Genomic DNA, 20,889 nt, shown 5'->3' on the forward strand with positions numbered 1-20,889 from the left:
GGCGATGTATCTGCCTCACCTTTTTTTGGATTCAAATACCTTAAACACAAACTTCAGAAAACTTAATGATAGGACTGATACTTACTTTACTTAGAATAGAGTTGGTTATCAAACATGCCTTCTCTGATTTTTCCAAAATCTTCAAAGCCTTTGCTTCCTGTTCATCCACACAAATAGTAAGTTCGGGTTTTAAAATAACTTCACTCATCATCCATTTTCCAGATTCCTTCGATAATTTACCATACGCCTTACACGAAAAAAACTCATATTTTAAATGGTAATTCTCCGCAACAGCCAAGAAGGTGGTCATAAAACAACTATTTACTGCTGCTGTAAAAAGATGCTCTGGGGACCAAATACCGGGTACACCATGTGGAAACTCAGGCGGAGTAGCACATAAAATTACTTGGTCCAATTCAGGAGAACTCATTTGGCCGATTCTTCCATCTTGCCATTGGACATTTATTTGATACATATAGGAGTCTAACATATATAAAGTTGAATTAGATAGTGAAGTAATGGGACAAAATTTCCCTTGCAAATAAAAGACTTTATTGTCTTTATTTAAACAAAGGTAAAAATGGTTTTGAAATATCAACCTAATATTTGCAAGTATTTTTTAATGACTGATATTAATCATGCTTGTAGCTAGTTTGTCGATGATATGACGGCTCCTAAAAAAAAGCGTACATTTAAACCTGATGTGAAAAAAACGGAAACTACATCTCCAGACAGTCAAAAAAAGATTAGGTTAACCCCTGTATGCTCATTTGTTAACATCACCTCCAAAATTCATCTTCCCATACCGCACAGGAAGATTCCCCAGCATGGTTTTTGGCAATAGTATCAAGTTCTTGCTCGGTAGCTATATCCTGTATTTTATTGAATAGTACCCTCTCTTCAAACCTGATATGCGCTTCTAAGTCATGCTCTATTTTTCTCAGGTAATCATAGTCTGATTGCTGTCTATGAAAGAGCTCTTCCAGATGTTTATGTTCTTCCAGTACTTGTTTGACCAAAGCATCATCCCTTCCCAAAACTGGAAAAACAAATTCCTCTTCAATAGAAAAATGTAGCTTTAAATATGTCTGCCAAAACCACTTACAATACTTATTGATCCGCTCTCCATCTACACCAAGTTTGATTCCATGACGGATTTTAAAACATAGCAATAATCCTTGATGATGATCCTTGCTCAATCCATGCAACGCTTTATCTCTTTTAATTGGCGGATGTTTAGTCATGCTAAATAACAGTTACTTACTGAAATGATTTAAGAGTCGGTAAAGTCCGAATTGACCTCTTGGATTTTATTCAATTATAATCTCAAAAATTTAGAATTCGTTCAATTTGACCTTCTCAAAATGGATCATAAAATTTGAGTATAGTTTTTAAAAATCAATACCACAATTAAGAAACTTTAAAAAAACACTCTTCCAATTAAAGGACAAATTAATCCCTTATTTGTTATTCTGACCGAAACTTGAATCATGTCAGTTTATGATTTTCGTCATGTTTTTGATAGATGAATCAAGTTAGTTTTGTAAAATACATTAAAACTTCATGCACGTATGGCTACTTGGCTAAAAGAATGGAATCCGGAAGACACTAATTTTTGGGAATCTACAGGAAAAAAAATCGCTTGGCGCACCTTAACAATCACGACAATTGCATTGACTTTATCGTTTGCTACTTGGTTTATGATGAGTGCTATTGTCACTAGACTCCCAGGAATCGGTTTCAACTTCACTGATAACCAACTTTTTTGGCTAGCAGCATTACCTGGTTTGGCTGCGGGAACGTTAAGAATTGTGCATACGTTTCTTATTCCGATATACGGCACCAGACATACCATTACTGTTGCTACTTTTCTCAAACTCATCCCGGTCATTGGTATAGGATTGGCAGTAATGAATCCTGGAACACCTTTCTGGGTATTCGTTGTCCTTGCCCTTACAGCGGGTTTTGGAGGAGGTGATTTTTCTTCTTTCATGCCTTCGACAAATATGTTTTTCCCTGCTCGATTAAAGGGTACTGCTTTAGGAATTCAAGCAGGTATTGGAAATTTCGGTGTCAGTATAGCCCAGTTTATGACCCCGGTAATGATTGGAGTGGCCTTGTACGGAGCACCTCAATTGTTCAAAAGTGTTGATAAAGCTACAGGAGATATTATTTCAAAAGAAATTTACCTGCAAAGTGGTGCTTTTTGGTACGCACCACTCCTAATAATTATTGGAATTATCAGCTGGAAATACCTTAAAAGCATTCCTATGAAAGCTTCCTTTAAAGAACAGCTAGATATATTTGGAGACAAACACACCTGGTACTGTACCATCACCTATTTTATGACCTTTGGTACCTTTGCAGGTTTATCAGCTGCTTTCCCCCTATTGATGAAGGTGCTTTATGGAGGTTTTGATCCTAGTTTAGACCCTTTGAAATATGCCTTTTATGGTCCTTTGATTGGTTCTGCTTCTAGAATTTTGTTTGGCTTTATAGCCGACAAAACTGGTGGTGCAGTGTTGACGACTATTACAGGTATTGGACTTTTAGGTGGAGTGATTGTCATGATTGCATTTGGATTGGTCAATCCAACGGGAATGGAGCAATTTCCAATGTTTGTAGGAACCATGATGGCATTATTTTTTTTCACAGGAATCGGAAATGCCTCGACTTTTCGACAATTTCCTATTATATTTAAGCATAACCCGAGACAAGCTGCGGGTGTTATCGGTTGGACTGCGGCAATAGCGGCTTACGGACCTTTTATTTTCTCCTTAGCACTTGGAGCATTTATCGGAAGCACGGGACATGCAGAAGGCTTTTTCTGGATCTTAGGTATTTTCCTTGTTATTGGCACCTTGATCAATTGGTATTTCTACGATAGAAAAGGCGCAGAGAGACCTTCTTAAAAATTTAATTTACCCACACTATGCTAAAATTATTTCAAACTTTAAACCGAATCGCCTTAATCAAAGCAAGCATTGCTGCTTTGGCAGTGGTCATTTTGGTTTTTATCGGATCGCGAAATCTGCAGAATTTCGACGCAGCCCTTATTGCTTACCTTTTCGGAACCATCTTTGCTGTATTTGGCATTGCCTACCGCTACTCTGTATGGCTCCAAAGACCCCCTACAAGGCTGTATTGGAAAAGGAGTATGCAATTTTTATTTAGCAAAGACTTTATTAGCTACACAAGCCGATCCGTGTACCTGTTATTTAGAAACATCTTGTTTCAGCGTTTTATTGCCTTCAGAAGTAGAACCCGATGGTGGGGCCACTTTTTATTGGCAACTGGTTGTCTATTGTCCTTTGGTATAACGATTCCTTTGACTTTTGGGTGGATCCACTTCACCTTAGAGCCTGGCACTTATGATATTTACAATGCTAACTTCTTTGGATTCAAGGTAGGTTCATTCGAACTGGGAGGCCCAATTTCTATTTTGGCATTCAAAGCCTTATTCCTTACATCTTTCCCCGTCATCATCGGTGCTATCATCATGATGAAAAGAAGGGTTAAAGATGGTGGAGTTATTGCTACACAATCCTTAGAGGGTGATTGGCTTCCATTGATCTTATTGATCGCAATCTCCGTTACAGGCTTAGGAATCGGATATGATTACACCTTTTTGGAAGGGAGAACCCATCAGTTTATGGCCGTTACTCACGCCATTACCGTGATCCTATTTTTAATTTGGATGCCTTTCGGAAAATTCTTCCACATTTTTCAAAGACTGGCCCAACTAGGCGCCAACCTCTATAAAATAGAGGGAAAAAAACGAGGTATGGCTGTATGTCCACATACCAAGGAAGAGTTTGCTACGCAAACTCACATCAACGACTTAAAACAAGTTACCAAAGAACTGGGATTCGATTTCACATTGGCAGATGGCAGTAGTCATCTTGACCTATCGCCAGAAGGAAAAAGGTCTGCTTTAGCGAGAGCTCACTTCGAAGCAAGAAAAGCATCCGGGAAATTCTTCGGTTAATCAAAAAAATAGAACTCAAACACCATGGCAAAATTACCTGTTTCCGCTGAACAACTCATAGAACAATTCGGTCCTAAAAAGGGCTACACCCCACAAGGTGGCTTTGACGGTTCTCATGAGCCTGACCGTTTGGTCAAGACACATTGCTGCTTTTGTGGGATGCAATGCGGCATCCAGCTCAAAGTAAAAGACAATCAGATTGCAGGCTTCGAGCCATGGATGGAATTCCCTTTCAATGAAGGCAGACTCTGTCCTAAAGGAGTGCAACGCTACCTTCAGAATAATCACCCGGACAGAATCATGGGACCATTGCAGCGTGTAGAAGGCAAGGGATTTGAACCCATTGATTGGGAAACTGCCATGAGCCGTACGGTCAATGAAATCAAGCGTATCCAGTCTACCCATGGAAATGATGCCTTTGCCATGCTTTCAGGCGTATCTTTGACTAATGAAAAAAGTTACATGATCGGTAAGTTTGCCCGGGTAGCTTTGAAAACAGCCAACTTGGACTACAATGGAAGGCTTTGTATGGTAAGCGCTGGTGCTGGAAACAAAAAGGCATTTGGTCTGGATCGGATTTCCAATTCCTGGGCAGACTTGAAACATGCCAAAGTTATTATCATTGCCGGCACAAATGTATCAGAAACTTTTCCTACGCTGACCCATTACATATGGGAAGCTAGAGATAATGGTGCAAAATTAATTGTAGTAGACCCAAGGGTAACTCCCATTGCGAGAACAGCGGACCTTCACCTACCGGTAAAGCCTGGGACAGACTCAGCTCTTTTTGGTGCGATTTTGAAGCAGTTGGTAGACAATGACTGGTTAGATCATGATTTTATTCAAAACCATACTAGTGGATTTGAAGATGCAATCAATGCTGTTAAAGACTATGATTTGGATTGGGCAGAGGCCACCACAGGTATTGATAAAGAAAAAATAAGATTAGCTGCTGAATGGTGGGGAAAAACAGACACTTCATTCCTATTACACGCCAGAGGTATAGAACACCATTCTAAAGGGGTGGACAATGTGGTTAGCTGTATCAATATTGTCTTGGCGACCGGCCGAATTGGAAAACCTTATTGCGGCTATGGAACTATCACTGGTCAAGGGAATGGTCAGGGAGGAAGAGAGCATGGACATAAATGTGATCAGCTTCCTGGCAATAGAGATATTACCAATCCAGAACACAGAAAATATATTGCTGATGTTTGGGGAATCGATGAGAAAGAAATGCCTGGCAAGGGTCTGTCTGCATATGAAATAATTGAGGCAATTCACAGAGGAGAAATTAAAGGATTGATTACGATATGCTTTAATCCGTTAGTGTCCCTTCCCAATAATAATTTTGTCAGAGAAGCATTAGAAAAACTTGAATATTATGTTGCCATCGACTTTTTCCTGAATGAAACAGCCAGACACGCCGATGTTATCATGGCGGGCTCCTTGCATGAAGAAGAAGAAGGAACGGTGACAACTGCCGAAGGCAGGGTAGTAAAAATCAATGAAGCTATCACTCCACCGGCACAAGCCAGAAGAGATGGTGAAATCATTATGGAGTTAGCTAAAAGACTAGGCGCTGGGGATAAGTTCAATTTTGTTAACAGCGAAGCTATATTCAACGAATTAAGGGTTGCTTCTAAAGGAGGAACTGCTGATTATTTTGGAATCACCTATAAGCGAATTGAAGAAAATATGGGGATTTTCTGGCCATGTCCTTCCGAGGACCATCCTGGAACACCCCGATTATGGGAAGATCATAAATTCAGAACTCCGGATCAAAAGGCACATTTCAACCCAGTTCGTTACAGGGATCCTTCCGAAATGACGGATAAAGAATATCCTGTGGTTTTGACTACGGGAAGGGTGGTTTCCCAGTATCTTTCTGGTACCCAGACCAGAAGAATTGGTAAACTTGTAGACCAATATCCTGAACCACTTTTAGAAATACATCCAAGTCTTGCCCTGCAATTTGGCATTAAAGAGCGAGAACTAGTCAAAGTATCTACTAGAAGAGGAGTAGCTATTTTCCCTGCTCAGATTGTGGAAACGATTCGGCCCGACACCGTATTTATCCCTTATCATTGGGGAGGTAGTCAATCCGCCAATCAATTGACCATCGGCACACTAGATCCTGTATCCAAAATTCCTGAATTTAAAGTCTGTGCCTGCAAGTTGGAGCCACTCAGAAAATGGGCAGCTCCGTCCAAAGACTCTTTGGCCTATCAAAGTCACGAAACATTAAATCCATAAACCACTGTAACCATGCCTAATAGTACAAAATACGATCAGCAAATGGGTTTTTTCATTGACATGCAGCGATGTATTGGCTGCCATGCCTGTGAAATGGCCTGTGCTGAATGTGAAACAAACGGCCAAGAAAGTATGATACATATTCACTATGTGGAGCGGGCCGTCTCCACACAGACAACCGTACAAGTCTGCATGCATTGTGAAGAGCCCGCCTGTGCCAATGTCTGCCCAGCAGATGCTATTTCCAAAGATGAATTTGGTGTAGTTCATACCGCCGAGACCTCTAGATGTATCGGGTGTTCCAATTGTGTATTGGCATGTCCTTTTGGCGTACCACAAAAGCAGGAAAAAGCTGAATTGATGATGAAATGCAACATGTGTTATGATAGAACCTCAGCCGGTAAAAAACCGATGTGTGCCACCGTTTGCCCAAGTGGCGCATTATTCTATGGCACCCGAGAAGAAATAGAGAAAAAGAGACCTGACAGTGTTCCGGTGGATACTTTTATCTTCGGTGAACAAGAAGTCAAAACCAAAGTAAAAATTATGATGCCTAAGGGCAGCAATTACCTCAAAGTACATTAATTATCCCAGTGCTATGAAAGAAAATAAAATAGGTAAAACGCCTCAGTGGAAAAACGATTTCCCAATAGATAAAGAGGAAGCAACCCATGTTTCCAGAAGAGAATTTGCAAAATTTCTAACCTTGTTCTCAGGAGCTTTAGCACTGGGTAACGGAGCCATCGTGCTCAAAAGTCTTGCCTTTCCAGAAAAAGAACTAGAAGGACAACATTTTATCTGTGAAGAAGGACAAGTTCCCATGGGAGAAATGCTCCAATTTGACATTGAAGGAGATAAAGTCATTCCTTATATCCTGATCCACTTAGAAGATGGGGAATGGAGAGCTTTCGAACAAAAATGTACCCACTTAGCCTGCGCGGTTATTTACCGAAAGGACTTGGATTTAATAGAATGTCCTTGTCACAAAGGCTATTTTGATCCCCGTACAGGTGTAGTGACACAAGGCCCTCCTCCAAGACCTTTACCACAATTGGACGTCGTGATTGAAAATGGAAAAGTATTTGTCAAAGCAAAAAGCCTTAAAGCCTAATCATTATGAGTAATTTTAGATATTCACAAAAAGAAGCCCATCCAAACAAAACAAATACCTTAATGACCGGAATCACTATTTTACTAATTTTATTGGTCAGTATTCAAATTTGGTTCCTTTACTCTGCTTTAAACAATGCATTGACGGAAAACTTCAACATTGCCTTGGGAACATTCATTGGTTCTACCATATTATTCATTGCAGCAGCGTGGCTCCTGCGATATTTACCGGAACCAAGAAAAGCAGCTGATAAAAAATAATCCGAATGCTTCAAGATAAATTTAGCCGAGTACACGATTACCTGAGGATTGCATTGACTGATAGTTGCAATTTCCGATGTACTTATTGTATGCCAGAAGAATCTATTCAGTGTATGCCCAAAACGCATTTGATGCAACCTGATGAGATCGAAACAATTGCTAATAAATTCGTGTCGCTTGGCGTAAAAAAAATCAGACTAACGGGTGGAGAGCCAATGGTTCGCAAAGAGTTTGGCGAGATTGTAACACGTTTGTCCAAACTCCCTGTAGAACTGACGCTCACCACCAATGGAGTCTTGGCACATCAGCATTTGGAGTTATTCAAGAAAGCAGGAATCCGTTCATTGAATGTAAGCCTTGATTCCCTCAAAAGAGAAACCTTCCTTAAACTCACCAAAAGAGACCAATTTCAACAAGTCTGGGACAATATTATCTTACTTCTCAATCATGATTTTCGATTAAAAATCAATGTTGTTGCATTAAATGGCATCATTGAAGATGAGCTTTTGGATTTTATTCGCATCACAAAAGAGCTTCCTCTTCATGTACGTTTCATTGAGTTTATGCCTTTTGCTGGTAATCTTTGGGAAAGTTCCAAAGTACTGACTGCTCAAAAAATGATAGCGTTGGTAAAAGAAGAATTTGACATTGTCAAACTTCGCGATGAACCCCATGCAACTGCTAAAAAATATAAAGCAATTGGTCACAATGGCACTTTTGCCTTTATCACCACCATGAGTGAACATTTCTGCGGCAACTGCAACCGTATGCGAATCACCGCTGATGGAAAAATGAAAAACTGTCTTTTCGGAAAAGAAGAAATGGACTTGCTAGGAGCTTTAAGAGCTGGCAAAGATATCGAACCACTTATCCGATTATCTATTCGCAACAAGCATGCGGCCTTAGGTGGACAATTTTCACCAGATTATCAAAAAGCTGATGCTGACAAAATCACAAATCGAAGTATGATTAATATTGGAGGATAACACCTAATTAATTGTCATTGGGTTAAATTAGTGGTTATTAAAACAATTGTATTCACTGTAATTGAAACTTGGCTTCTGGTAAATATCGGATGATATCGCGAGCGAAAGATTGGGTTAGTTAATACACAGAAATCTCAAATATTATGTTGAAATATTTTTAACAAGAATTATGATCTCGGTCAGTCAGGCAAAGGAAATACTCCAAGCACATATTCCAATAAGAAAATCCACTCCAGTACCACTCGAACAAAGTATTGGACTTATTTGTACAGAGGATATTTGTTCTCCAATATCTCTCCCTTAGTTAACCAATTCAGCAATGGATGGATATGCTATTGCCTGGGAAGATGGAAGAACCAATTGGGAATTAGTAGGAGAAATTGCAGCTGGTGCTAGCAGCATTGCTCGTTTAGGCATTGGAAAGGCTGTTAGGATTTTTACTGGTGCCCCCATTCCACAGGCAGCAGATACAGTTATTCCACAGGAATGGATAGAAAAGGATGGAAATCATATTCGATTTGACCAAACAAGATTTTCAAAAGGCAGCAATGTCCGGCTGAAGGGAACACAAACAGAAATTGGCAACATCATTCTAAAAAAAGGTTCTTCCATAACCCCTGGAACCATAGGGCTGCTGGCATCAGTAGGGATCAGTCAAATTCCAATATATCGTGCACCAACAGTTGCGCTAATTGTCACAGGAAATGAACTTCAGGAGTTGGGAAAACTACTATCCTATGGCCAAATTTATAATTCAAACGGTCCTGTACTGAAAACTTACCTTAAAATGCTGGGTATTGAAAAGATTCAATCTTTACAGGTAATTGACGAACCAAAAGAATTACAAAGAGCCATTGATACATCATTAGCCGCTGCTGTTTTTCTGATTTTATCTGGAGGCATCTCCGTCGGAGATTATGATTATGTTAAAACAGGGTTGGCAAAAGCTGGAGTTAGAGAGTTATTTTATAAAGTAAAACAAAGACCTGGGAAACCTTTATTTGCAGGTTTGCTTAACGAGAAAGCTATTTTCGCTTTGCCTGGCAATCCTGCTTCTGTCATTACTTGCTTCAATCAGTATGTCAAACCTTCCATATTACAGTACATGGGGTATCACAACCCATGGAAAGCTGATGCAAGGCTACCCTTAGCCCAAGGGCTTCAAAGTAAAGCTGGATTTACTTTCTTCCTCAAAGCCAAAACTGAACATGGAGAAGTACATATGCTTACAGGACAAGAATCATTTAACTTGATTGCCTATGGAAGTGCAAACTGTTTAATAGAGGTCCCTGAAATATGTGAAACTATGGAGGCAGGTGAATTGATTGATGTATATCATTGGTAACTATTATGAGAATGGAGTTATTGGAAATTTTCATTTTGGCAGGAGGGAAAAGTAGTAGAATGGGGACTGACAAAGGTTTGGTCAAAATTGCAGGCAAGCCTATGATTCAGCACATCCTAGAGACCCTATCCTCTCTGAATAAAAAAATTACTATCATCGCCCATGATTCAGATTATGAACAGTTTGGACTGCCTGTCATCCATGATAGAATTCCCGACAAAGGCCCATTAGGTGGGTTGTATACAGCTTTGAAAACTTCTACTAGTGAGCGGATATTGTTAGTAAGCTGTGACATGCCTTTTATCACACTTAAAACAGTCCTGAAATTTATTTCACAACCAATAACATGCCCTATTGTAGTGGCGGAATTAGAAGGTAGAATCCTCCCTTTTCCTGGTATCTATTCTGTAGATCTGCTTTCTAAGATTCAATTAACTATTCAGGAAAATAAATTAAAGTTTCAGCAATTCATCCAAAGTTGTGCTTATGAAAAACTAAATATGGATGCTGAATTTCAGCAAAACCCTGAATTCTTTCAGAACATAAATACTCTTGAAGAAAAGGAAAAAGCCCAGTTTTGGCTCAAAAAGACAATTGACTAAATTAAATTATACAATTCATATAATCCACACATCATGAAAAAACCTGAGTTTTTAGACTTTAGCCAAGAGCGTATTAGAGTACTTCATTTCACCTGGATTGCTTTCTTTATTACCTTCTATGTGTGGTTTAATATGGCTCCTATGGCCACTACCATGCTAAATTCATTGGATTGGCTTACACCAGAGCATATCAAAATATTGGCTATTTGTAATGTTGCATTAACAATACCTGCTCGGATAATTGTAGGGGCTTTGATTGATAAATATGGACCAAGAGTTGTCTTTTCTGGCCTCTTGATTATTATGGCAGCACCTGCGATTTTCTTCGCATTTGGTAATTCTTTTATCCAAATGGTCATTGCCCGTTTATTGTTAGGTTCTATTGGAGCTGGATTTGTGATAGGTATTAAAATGGTATCAAATTGGTTCCCACCCAAGATGATAGGGCGTGCGGAAGGATTATATGCTGGTTGGGGTAATTTTGGTTCTGCTTGGGCGGCAATGACACTGCCATGGTTTGCATTGACTGTTTTCAAAGATTGGTTCAATCTTGGAGAGGATTCTTGGAGATATGCACTTGCCCTAAATGGTCTAGTTTCCTTAGTCTATGGTTTTATGTATTATTTCTTGGTCAAAGATTCACCAGATAACGAAAAGAATAATGCTCCAAAAGGAAAAGCTGAACCCATGACCGTAACTTCGTATGGAGATTTAATTCAATATCTTATTTGGTCATTCCCTCTTGTAGGGGCTATGGGTGCTTTAGCATGGCGTATTGGAAAAATAGAAATTGATGGAGAAGTATTAATACCTGAGCAAGGGCTCTATATCATCTATAGCATTCTTGGCTTATTGTATATCGGTCACGTCATTAAGACACTTCAAGTCAATCTACCTTACCTAAAAAAAGGCGTACCTGAACATGAAAAATACAGCTGGGGCAGTGTTGCGGCTTTAAATAGCACCTATTTTGCTAATTTTGGTGCAGAACTTGCGATAGTATCTATGTTGCCAATGTTTTTCGAAACCACTTTTTCTACCCTTGTAGGTGCGAATAACCAACCGATTATGACGGCTACTTTGGCCGGATTGATAGCTTCTTCCTTTGCCTTTGTTAATTTGTTTGCACGCCCGCTGGGAGGTTTTTTATCCGATACTATGAAAAACCGAAAGCTTACCATGATTATATATATGGTTGGGATTGCTGTAGGATTTTTCTTAATGGGCTTCATTGGTAAACAAGGTCCAATTGAATCCAATGGCATCAGTCAACTTATTCCAACTTTTAATGGCTTATGGTGGTTAGTGGTTGCAGTAATCATTACCGTTTTATGCTCTATGTTTGTTCAGGGAGCCGAAGGTGCTACTTTTGCCATCATACCAATGATCAATAAAAAGATGACAGGTCAAATTGCCGGTATGGCCGGAGCTTATGGAAATGTTGGAGCAGTAGTGTACCTCATCATTTATTCCTTAGTGGAAACCAACACTTTCTTTTTCATTGCTTCTGCCGGTGCGGCCTTTAGTACTTTGTATTGTCTGTTTTTCTTAAAAGAACCTGAAGGCTCCTTTGCAGATGAACATTAACTCAATCAAACCGTGGCTTAATAAACAATAAAAATGGTCAACATAACCCATAAATCCCCCACCCTTCGCAAAGCCATTGCTCAGGCAATTGTCAAGGTTAGTACACAAACTACTATAGACGCCATCGTAGAAAAAAAAGTACCCAAGGGAGATGTGTTTGAAATGGCAAAAGTAGCTGGCTTATTTGCAGCCAAGAAAACTGCCGATATGATTCCTGATTGCCATCCACTCCCGATAGAATTCACCGCTATCAGTTATGAAATCAAGGAATTAGAGGTGTATGTCTATGTAGAAATCCACACCATTTATAAAACAGGGGTAGAAGTGGAAGCCATGCATGCAGCTTCGGTGGTAGCCTTGACAATGTACGACATGCTCAAGCCTATTGATAAACAAATTAGCATTGAGCAGATCAAATTGGTTGAAAAAAAAGGCGGAAAAACAGATTTTTCAAAAGATAAGCATACTAACCTAAAAGCAGCAGTAGTTGTATGTTCAGATTCTATTGCAGCAGGAAAAAAAGAAGACCGAGCAGGTAAGGTCATTATTCAAAAATTAGAGCAATCAGCCGTTGATATCTATCAATACTTAGTCATTCCTGATGAAGTGGAACAGATACAGCGTCAATTGAAGCACTACCTTGCTGAAAAAGTGGATCTAATCATCTTCACAGGAGGTACAGGACTTTCCCCTCGGGATGTCACACCCGAAGCTATCAGACCATTATTGGAAAAAGAGGTTCCCGGTATAGAAGAGGCTATCCGCTCCTATGGTCAGCAAAGAACCCCCTACTCCATGCTTTCCCGTTCTGTGGCTGGATTGATCGGAAACACCCTAGTGCTTGCACTTCCCGGTTCCACCAAAGGCGCAGAAGAATCTATGGATGCCATTTTCCCAGCTATTCTCCATATTTTCAGAGTTATGGAAGGACCTAGATTTACGCATTGAAAGCGTTGGTGCGTAGAGGGCAGTGAGCAGCGATCAATATGGAGGCTGAGCGAAGTCGATGGCATTGGCTAGTGAACAATGTGCACACACATCAATTACAGTGGGTTTCAAAACTCATCATTTTAGACCAAATGAGCCGTGAGCTGATAATTTGGGTTCTAATAAGATTTCTTCATTCTAATCAAAAAATCTGGACGTATAGTTGGATAGTTAAAAAATTGATGTAAATTTGTTAGTAAATACTAACTAACCAAATGGAAATCTCAGAAAGACAGTTGGAAATCATCAGTGCCGCCGGAAAAATCCTCACAGAATCGGGTTTGAGTGGCCTTACTACCAAAAATCTGGCGAAGGAAATGGGATTTTCTGAAGCTGCTATCTACAGGCATTTTGGGAGTAAAGAAGATATAATCCTTGCACTGCTCCAATACCTTCGTAGCACTATGGACGAAAGACTGGCGCAGATCTGCCTTCCTGATACAGCTCCTGAACTGAAATTTCAAGCGATTTTCAATAGCCAATTTCAATTTTTCAAAGCCAATCCACATTTCGTAGTGGCGGTTTTTTCCGATGGTTTATTGGAAGAAAGCGAAAAAGTCAATCAGGCCATTATGCAACTGATGCAGGTCAAAATGAAGTATTTGATGCCCCTAATCATGCAGGGACAACAATCCGGTACATTTACGCAAGCAATTACCACAGAAGAACTTGTACATATCATCATGGGTTCATTTCGCCTGCAAATGTTCAAATGGCGCATTGCCAATTTCCAGTTCGACATCATCCGACAAGGAAAAAACATGCTCGAAGCATTGATCACTTTAATGAAACCTTAAAAAAATTTACTTCAAAATGTTAGTAAATACTCACACACTTAAATTAACCTTGGTTTTGATGATCCTCTTCAGTTTCCAAGCTCAGGCACAAGTGAAAACTTGGACCTTGCAGGAATGCCTTGATACAGCAATGGTGCAAAACAAAAATATCCAGATCACCAAAAATCAAAGCGAAATAGCACTTCTCAAAAATCAGGAAGCCATGGCTCAATTGCTTCCAAAGCTCTTTCTTCAGGGGGACTATCGCTATTTCACTGAACTCCCCTTTCAGCTGATGCCACAATCCGCATTCGGAGGTCCTGAAGGTGTGTTCAGGGAAATCCAATTTGGTGTACCGCATAACATCAGCGCCAATCTGACCTTCAAAATGCCGCTCTATGATGCTCAAGTAATGGGCGGGATTAAAGCTTCCCAAACTTATCAGGAACTCACCTATTTACAGGAAGGAAAAACCAAAGAACAAGTTTACCTAGAAGTCTCCAATCTGTATTACAATGCCCAGATTTTAAAAAATAAACTTGCATTCATCCAGCAAAACCTCGATAACAGCCGGAAACTTGAAAAAAACACCCGTCTATTGTACGAAGAGACCATTGCACAGCGAACAGATTGGGATAAGGTACTCCTCCAAATCCAACAACTCGAAAGTGCAGCGCTTCAGGTCGAAAGTCAGTATGAGACTGTCCTGAAAGCTCTCAAATTTGTGATGGGATTGCCTTTAGATACGGAAATGGATATCCCTTTCAACATCAGAATAAGTGAATCAGAGGATTGGTCCACACAGAAAACCTTGGATGAATTAATTCAGGAGAAAAAACAGCATCTAAGCCTACAGGAACTCAGGACCATAAAAAACAGCAGAATCCCAAGCCTTGCCCTCTACGGAAATTATGGCCGGACAGGTTTTGGATTTACAGGTCAGCCTGAATCCTTTCTGAATTTCTACCCGGTTAGTTTTATAGGTGTCCAATTGAACATGCCGATTTTCAACGGCTTGGTTACCCATAAGAAAATCAGCCAGAAAAAAATCGAACTCCAAAACAACCAAATTCAGCAGGAACTGATCATGCAACAAACGGACATGTTGCAACAAAATGCCTTACTACAAAGTCAGGTAGCCAAAAGCCAACTCAAAACCAGTCAGCAACAGATCCAAATGGCTGAATCCGTTTACCAAAGAATGCTCCTCCAACAACAGGAAGGATTGGCCAGTCTGACTGAAGTCTTGTTGGCCGATAATGCCTTGAGAGATGCCCAGCAACTCTATCTCAACGCAATGGTAGAATACCTGAAAGCAAATCTTGACATCAAAAAAACCAGTGGAAACCTCTTGAATTGATATTAAAATGAAAAAGATCCTATATATCCTGATCCCCTTGGCTCTTGTCGGCCTGATGGTTGCCAAACTGCTGACCAACAAGCAAATCGCAGAAGATCGTGTTTACCTTTATGACAGGGAGCAACCGGTACAAGTTACTGCCCTACAGGTTAGTCAAACCAACATCAATCCCGCATACAGTTTCACGGGTACCTTTGAACCCAATAGAGAAAGCAAACTCAGTGCAGAAGTACAGGGCAAAGTCAACCGTGTCTTGGTAGAATCAGGTTCTACTGTGAGAAAAGGCCAGGTGCTTATCCAGCTAGATGACGCACTGCTTCAGTTGCAACTCAAGGCCGCCGAAGTTCAGGTAAAAGGACTCGAAGCAGATCTTAAACGCTACCGCATCTTGGTGGAAAATGATGCCATTCAAGGTATTCAATTGGAAAAAACTGAGTTGGCATTGGAAACAGCTAACGTACAGGTCAGTACCCTGAAAGAACAAATCAGCAAAAGTCAAATCCGTGCACCCTTTGATGGGGTTTTAACAGTCAAACTAACGGAGGAAGGGGATTTTGCGGCACCAGGAAAGCCACTATTACAGCTTACTGACATTTCTCAGGTCAAATTGGGCATTCAGGTACCGGAACAGGACCTCAAATTATTTGAATTGGGTAAGAGCTATACAGTAAGCATTCCTTCACTTTCTGTAGAAACTATAGGAAAGGTCAACATGATAGGGAGCCGTGGCAATCCTGCCAATAGCTTCCCTGTAGAAATCATTGTCCCCAACCTTTCCAAACAGGAAATCAAAGCCGGTATGTTTGGTCACCTGTCCTTAATAACCGATGGGGGCATTACGGGAATAGTAATCCCTTCAGCGGCTATTGTTGGTTCGGACTTGGAGCCTCAGGTTTATGTAGTCAAAGATGGCAAGGCCCGCATCCAAAAGATTCAAATTGAAAAAAGAATGCAGGATCAGGTACTCGTTCGCTCAGGTCTTCAAGAAAAAGATGTCATCATCTTTGGAGGTCTGATCAATGTGTTTGAAGGAGCTTCTGTCATCACCTACCTTTAATCCGAAAGCCATGAACATTACCTCCATATCCATCAATAGGCCTTCGCTGATCATCGTACTGTTCAGTATATTTATTCTGCTTGGCTATATCGGATTCACCAATTTGTCTTACGAGTTGATGCCGGACTTTAACCAGCCCGTAGTCGTGATCAAGACGGTTTATCCGGGTGCTGAACCCGAAGAAGTGGAAAGTTCCGTTTCCCAAAAAATAGAAGATGCATTATCCAACCTGGAAGGTGTAGATTATTTGGTTACCAAATCCCTGCCCAATGCCTCAGTGGTCATTGCCAATATGAAATATGGCGTAGATTTGGATCAGGCCATGTTGGATGCACAGCGGTACATAGACAATATCCGGAAGGACTTACCCGATCAGGTTTTGTCTCCCGTAATGACCAAGGTCTCCCCCAATGACCTGCCCATCATGTCCATCACGGCTACGAGTAATCTGAGCAGCACAGCATTCTACCAAAACCTGATAGACGAATACCTTCCCCAAATCCAACAGATCAAAGGCGTAGCTGAAATCACTGTTTTGGGTGGAGAACAGCGGGAAGTACAAGTCAAAGTAGATCAGGAAAAACTGCGTCAATACAAAATATCGCTCAACCAAGTAGTAGAAGCCATCAACCGCTCAGGTTTGGACATCCCTGCCGGCTTGGTTCAAACTGATAAGGAACAAAGTGCCGTGAGACTGACAGGGAAATTCAGAACCCTCGAAGACATCCAACAAGTGCAGGTAGCAATGCCTGTTCCTGGAAGTCCTGTTTATGTTCGGGATCTGGCGATTGTCAAAGACGGTATCAAAGAGATTACTTCGGTCAGTAGATACAATGGTCAAGAAGGTATAGGCCTCATGCTCAAAAAGCAGGGGGATGCCAATGCGGTAGATGTTTCCCGGGCTGTACGGGAAAAATTGGCCCAAATCGAAAAACTACATGCCGCTGATGGGGTGAGTTTTATCCTTGCAGATGACAGCACCGACAATACCATTGCGGCAGTCAACTCGGTGGTATTTGACCTGATTTTGGCAGTTATTCTGGTTTCGCTGGTCATGTTGCTGTTTTTGAGAAGTTTCAGAAACTCCCTGATTGTGTTAGTGGCTATTCCTACCTCACTGGTCACTGCCTTTGCTGTGATGTGGATATTGGGATATACCCTTAATTTGATGACCTTACTGGCCATGTCATTGATCATAGGTATTCTGGTAGATGATGCGACGGTGGTTTTGGAAAACATCCAAAGACACTTGGACATGGGCAAAGAAAAGCGTGCTGCGGCCATGGATGGCAGGATGGAAATTGGTTTTTCTGCCCTTTCCATCACCTTGGTCGATGTGGTGGTCTTTTTGCCTATTTTATTCCTACAGGTCTTTGTTGCGGATATGTTGAAGCAATTCTCCGTAGTCGTCATTACCTCCACCATGACGAGTTTACTCGTAGGATTTACGCTGACTCCTTGGATGGCTTCCCGCATTGGCAAGTCTGAAGACCTACAGCCAACAAATGCCTTTAACAGGTTTTTGATCTGGTTTGAAGAACAATTGGACCGCTTCATTGCTTGGTATGGTCGACAGTTGGCCTGGGTGCTTGACCATAAACTGGCTTTTGTTGGTATAGTGCTCGGACTTTTTGCGATGACAGGTCTGATCTTAAAACAGGGAATTATCGGAAAAGAACTGATAGCCACAGGTGATCAGGGGAAATTCAGGATGTATCTGGAATATGATAAATCCACCAGCATCAAGGAAAACAATATCCGGACACTTGAAGTCGAGCAGTTCCTGCTTCAGCAGCCCGAAGTGGCCACTGTCTTCAGCAATGTGGGCGGACCAAGTACCGGAATAGGAAGCTTGGGAGTAGGGTCACCTTATAAGTCAGAATTGACAGTTCAGTTAAAGGATGCCAAAGAAAGAAACAACATTCCGACAGAAAGCTATATGAAAAATGTCCGGGAAGAGCTTAAAAAAGAATTCCCAGGAGCCAGCTATTCCATGTCTGCCTTGGGTTTGATGCCACGTTCTGCACCCATAGAACTGACATTAAGCGGTCCCGACCAAGAAAAGGTGATGGCTGAAGCCAAAAATCTAAAAACGGTTATTGAAAATATTCCAGGAGCAGACTTTGTTAAATTATCTGTAGAGGAAGGCAGTCAGGAGTTTCAGGTCATTCCCGATCAGGACAAGTTACAACGCCTAGGGCTGACCAATGCTTATGTGGGATTAAACTTTCGCCATGCCTTAAGCGGGAATGATGATGCCACTCTTAGCCAAGGAGGGACCGAATATCCTATCCGTGTGCAATTAGATGATTTTAACCGCCAAAATTATGATGATATTCAAAGGCTACTTTTGGTCAATCCAATGGGAATGGCTATTTCTTTAACACAAGTGGCTACTATAGTACAGGATAAATCCCCTTCCCTATTGGAAAGGAAGGACAGACAACCTGCGGTAAGCATTACGGCTGATGCCTTGGGAAGGCCTTCTGGAACAGTAGCTGATGAAGTAGTGGCATACTTTAAAGAAAACCCACTTCCTGAAGATATCAGCTATGTGTGGGGTTCCGATATCAAAAGGCAGAATGACAGTTTCGGCGCTTTGGGTTCTGTTCTGCTGATTTCTTTCCTGCTGATTTACCTGATCATGGTGGCCTTGTATGACAGCTTTGTTTATCCCTTTGTAGTTCTCTTTTCTATCCCTGTTGCCGTTATCGGAGCTTTCCTAGCCCTCAACCTTTCCATGAACAACCTCAGTTTGTTTGCACTATTAGGACTGATCATGCTGATGGGGCTAGTGACCAAAAATGCCATCCTGATTGTGGATTTCACCAATCAGTTGCGGGAAAAAGGGTTAAATGTCCGTGATGCCCTGATGGAAGCCGGAAAAGGCAGGATGCGACCCATCCTGATGACTACCCTTTCCATGGTCTTTGGGATGCTTCCCATCGCTTTAGCAGCAGGTACCGCTTCGGAATGGAAAAACGGGTTGGCTTGGGTGATCATTGGCGGGCTTGTTTCCTCCTTGATACTCACCGTTTATTTGGTGCCGGTAGTATATGAAGCCATGGAAAAACTACGGGGAAAATTGGGTAGAAAAACGAAAAAAGCCAAAGAAGTGACTGCTTAAAGAAATTTGATCTTTGGGGTTTTCAAGAACCCCAAAGGCCTTTTTCCATAAATCATTCAAAAACAGCTCATATCCTTGCAAAAAAACCTTTGAGCTTAAAAAAAGACCTCAAAGCTTGGTGACAACCTGACGGGGTTTTCAAAGCCGAGAAAATAGTTATATTCCAATCTCAAATAAATCCCTTTAATGATACTTATCACGCAATCATGAATCAGAATCCTTCCACATCCTATTGGGAAAATATTTATGCGACCAAAGACACACAAAAAGTAGGCTGGTATCAGCCACGACCTGCCTTGACTTTATCCTTGATAGAAGAACTTGCTATTCCCAGAGATTCTCAAATTATTGATATCGGCGGCGGGGATAGCTATTTGGTAGATAACTTGTTGGCAGATGATTTTAGGAATGTCACGGTATTGGATATTTCTTCCAAAGCAATCAATAAAGCAAAACTAAGGCTAGGTGAAAAAAGTAAGCTTGCTGAATGGATAGTATCAGATGTTAGGGAATTCAAGCCTAATCGCCAATACAATTTATGGCATGATAGAGCCGCATTCCATTTCCTCACAGCAGAGGCGGACATCAGTTACTATGTAGAAACAGCAAAAAATGGAATCGTTGAAAATGGCTTGATGATTATAGGCACTTTCTCCGATAAAGGGCCGAGTACCTGTAGTGGACTTCCTGTGAGACAATACTCATTAGTGGATTTGCAGAATACTTTTTCGCCCCATTTTGAAACTGTCAGAAGTTTCAACATTGACCATATCACCCCTTCCGGGCAAAGTCAGAACTACAGCTTTTGTGTTTTCAGAAGAAAAACAAACTAAGGGCACTTACTAATCTAATGAATCCTGATTAAACCATTTTTTGCTCTCCTTGAAACCAAGAAATTTTTCGCTAAATTATTACAGGATATTTTTGTCTTTATTCAAAAAGGGATATATTTGTCCTGTATTCAAGACAAGATGTTTTCCAAAGCCTGCAAATATGCCATCAACGCCATGATCTACATGGCAACCCTTCCAGAAGGGGCAGAGAAAGCAGGTCTGAAAGAAATCTCCAAAGCGATCAACTCTCCAGAGGCTTTTACCGCAAAAATCCTTCAGCAATTGGTAAAAGACAACTTACTGGAGTCTTCCAAAGGTCCTCATGGAGGATTTTCCATTCTTGGCAAACCTGAATCGGTAATGATAGCCGATATAGTTGCCAGTATTGATGGAGACATGCTCTTTACCGGATGTGCGTTAGGATTAAAAAAGTGTTCGGAAGACCATCCCTGCCCCGTCCATCATAAGTTTAAAGCCATAAAAGAACACCTCACAGGAATGTTGATGACGACCAATCTCAAAGACATAGCTCTAAAAGTCAACGCCGGTGACAGCTTTCTGAAATACTAAAAAAATTTAGACAAATAAAGGACAAAATACTCTTTAAATAAAAA

Annotated in this window: 19 protein-coding genes; 17 read left to right on the top strand and 2 right to left on the bottom strand. The window is 40.9% G+C overall.

Translation table 11 applies throughout. The annotated features are described in order from the left end of the window. Nucleotides 1-40: 40 nt before the first annotated feature. Nucleotides 41-490, bottom strand: coding sequence for an OsmC family protein (locus ADIS_RS20765; RefSeq protein ID WP_035807185.1), 450 nt, complete (start codon nucleotides 488-490; stop codon nucleotides 41-43). A 289-nt stretch (nucleotides 491-779) separates the two neighbouring features. Beyond that, nucleotides 780-1,244, bottom strand: a complete 465-nt coding sequence (locus ADIS_RS20770) for a hemerythrin domain-containing protein (protein WP_035807186.1) — start codon at nucleotides 1,242-1,244, stop codon at nucleotides 780-782. 327 nt (nucleotides 1,245-1,571) lie between these two features. On the opposite strand from ADIS_RS20770, the gene ADIS_RS20775 reads away from it, so the two are divergent. The 17 genes from ADIS_RS20775 (at nucleotide 1,572) to ADIS_RS20855 (ending at nucleotide 20,845) form a co-directional block, all read left to right on the top strand. After that, the gene (locus ADIS_RS20775) at nucleotides 1,572-2,912 is read left to right on the top strand and encodes an MFS transporter (RefSeq protein ID WP_010856698.1); all 1,341 of its coding nucleotides are present in this window, start codon (nucleotides 1,572-1,574) and stop codon (nucleotides 2,910-2,912) included. A 245-nt stretch (nucleotides 2,913-3,157) separates the two neighbouring features. Beyond that, nucleotides 3,158-3,988 carry an MFS transporter gene (locus ADIS_RS20780; RefSeq protein ID WP_238325472.1) on the top strand — a complete coding sequence of 277 codons (831 nt, stop codon included), beginning with the start codon at nucleotides 3,158-3,160 and terminating at the stop codon, nucleotides 3,986-3,988. 24 nt (nucleotides 3,989-4,012) lie between these two features. Beyond that, nucleotides 4,013-6,244: a molybdopterin oxidoreductase family protein gene (locus ADIS_RS20785; RefSeq protein WP_010856700.1), complete on the top strand. Its 2,232-nt coding sequence runs from the start codon at nucleotides 4,013-4,015 to the stop codon at nucleotides 6,242-6,244. A 12-nt stretch (nucleotides 6,245-6,256) separates the two neighbouring features. Further along, nucleotides 6,257-6,829: a 4Fe-4S dicluster domain-containing protein gene (locus ADIS_RS20790; protein WP_010856701.1), complete on the top strand. Its 573-nt coding sequence runs from the start codon at nucleotides 6,257-6,259 to the stop codon at nucleotides 6,827-6,829. Between the two features lie 13 nt (nucleotides 6,830-6,842). Beyond that, nucleotides 6,843-7,355, top strand: a complete 513-nt coding sequence (locus ADIS_RS20795; protein WP_010856702.1) for a QcrA and Rieske domain-containing protein — start codon at nucleotides 6,843-6,845, stop codon at nucleotides 7,353-7,355. 5 nt (nucleotides 7,356-7,360) lie between these two features. Continuing rightward, nucleotides 7,361-7,615 carry a DUF6755 family protein gene (locus ADIS_RS20800; RefSeq protein WP_035807188.1) on the top strand — a complete coding sequence of 85 codons (255 nt, stop codon included), beginning with the start codon at nucleotides 7,361-7,363 and terminating at the stop codon, nucleotides 7,613-7,615. Between the two features lie 5 nt (nucleotides 7,616-7,620). Then, nucleotides 7,621-8,601: a GTP 3',8-cyclase MoaA gene (gene moaA / locus ADIS_RS20805; RefSeq protein ID WP_035807189.1), complete on the top strand. Its 981-nt coding sequence runs from the start codon at nucleotides 7,621-7,623 to the stop codon at nucleotides 8,599-8,601. A gap of 319 nt (nucleotides 8,602-8,920) precedes the next feature. Beyond that, the gene (locus ADIS_RS20810) at nucleotides 8,921-9,946 is read left to right on the top strand and encodes a molybdopterin molybdotransferase MoeA (RefSeq protein ID WP_238325473.1); all 1,026 of its coding nucleotides are present in this window, start codon (nucleotides 8,921-8,923) and stop codon (nucleotides 9,944-9,946) included. Nucleotides 9,947-9,957: 11 nt separating this feature from the next. Next, complete coding sequence (mobA, locus tag ADIS_RS20815; RefSeq protein ID WP_035807211.1) at nucleotides 9,958-10,548, top strand: molybdenum cofactor guanylyltransferase; 591 nt, start codon at nucleotides 9,958-9,960, stop codon at nucleotides 10,546-10,548. Between the two features lie 33 nt (nucleotides 10,549-10,581). Next, nucleotides 10,582-12,135: an MFS transporter gene (locus ADIS_RS20820; protein ID WP_010856706.1), complete on the top strand. Its 1,554-nt coding sequence runs from the start codon at nucleotides 10,582-10,584 to the stop codon at nucleotides 12,133-12,135. A 33-nt stretch (nucleotides 12,136-12,168) separates the two neighbouring features. Further along, nucleotides 12,169-13,083: a bifunctional molybdenum cofactor biosynthesis protein MoaC/MoaB gene (gene moaCB / locus ADIS_RS20825; RefSeq protein WP_010856707.1), complete on the top strand. Its 915-nt coding sequence runs from the start codon at nucleotides 12,169-12,171 to the stop codon at nucleotides 13,081-13,083. Nucleotides 13,084-13,337: 254 nt separating this feature from the next. After that, entirely contained in the window at nucleotides 13,338-13,919 is a 582-nt protein-coding gene (locus ADIS_RS20830) for a TetR/AcrR family transcriptional regulator (protein WP_010856708.1), read from the top strand. A gap of 16 nt (nucleotides 13,920-13,935) precedes the next feature. Continuing rightward, nucleotides 13,936-15,258, top strand: coding sequence for a TolC family protein (locus ADIS_RS20835; protein ID WP_035807190.1), 1,323 nt, complete (start codon nucleotides 13,936-13,938; stop codon nucleotides 15,256-15,258). Nucleotides 15,259-15,265: 7 nt separating this feature from the next. Next, complete coding sequence (locus ADIS_RS20840) at nucleotides 15,266-16,315, top strand: efflux RND transporter periplasmic adaptor subunit (protein ID WP_010856710.1); 1,050 nt, start codon at nucleotides 15,266-15,268, stop codon at nucleotides 16,313-16,315. Between the two features lie 10 nt (nucleotides 16,316-16,325). Then, nucleotides 16,326-19,442, top strand: coding sequence for an efflux RND transporter permease subunit (locus tag ADIS_RS20845; RefSeq protein ID WP_010856711.1), 3,117 nt, complete (start codon nucleotides 16,326-16,328; stop codon nucleotides 19,440-19,442). 206 nt (nucleotides 19,443-19,648) lie between these two features. Beyond that, entirely contained in the window at nucleotides 19,649-20,275 is a 627-nt protein-coding gene (locus ADIS_RS20850) for a class I SAM-dependent methyltransferase (RefSeq protein WP_010856713.1), read from the top strand. 138 nt (nucleotides 20,276-20,413) lie between these two features. Next, entirely contained in the window at nucleotides 20,414-20,845 is a 432-nt protein-coding gene (locus ADIS_RS20855) for an RrF2 family transcriptional regulator (RefSeq protein ID WP_010856714.1), read from the top strand. Nucleotides 20,846-20,889 lie beyond the last annotated feature (44 nt).

Source organism: Lunatimonas lonarensis, assembly GCF_000390185.1.
Taxonomy (GTDB): domain Bacteria; phylum Bacteroidota; class Bacteroidia; order Cytophagales; family Cyclobacteriaceae; genus Lunatimonas; species Lunatimonas lonarensis.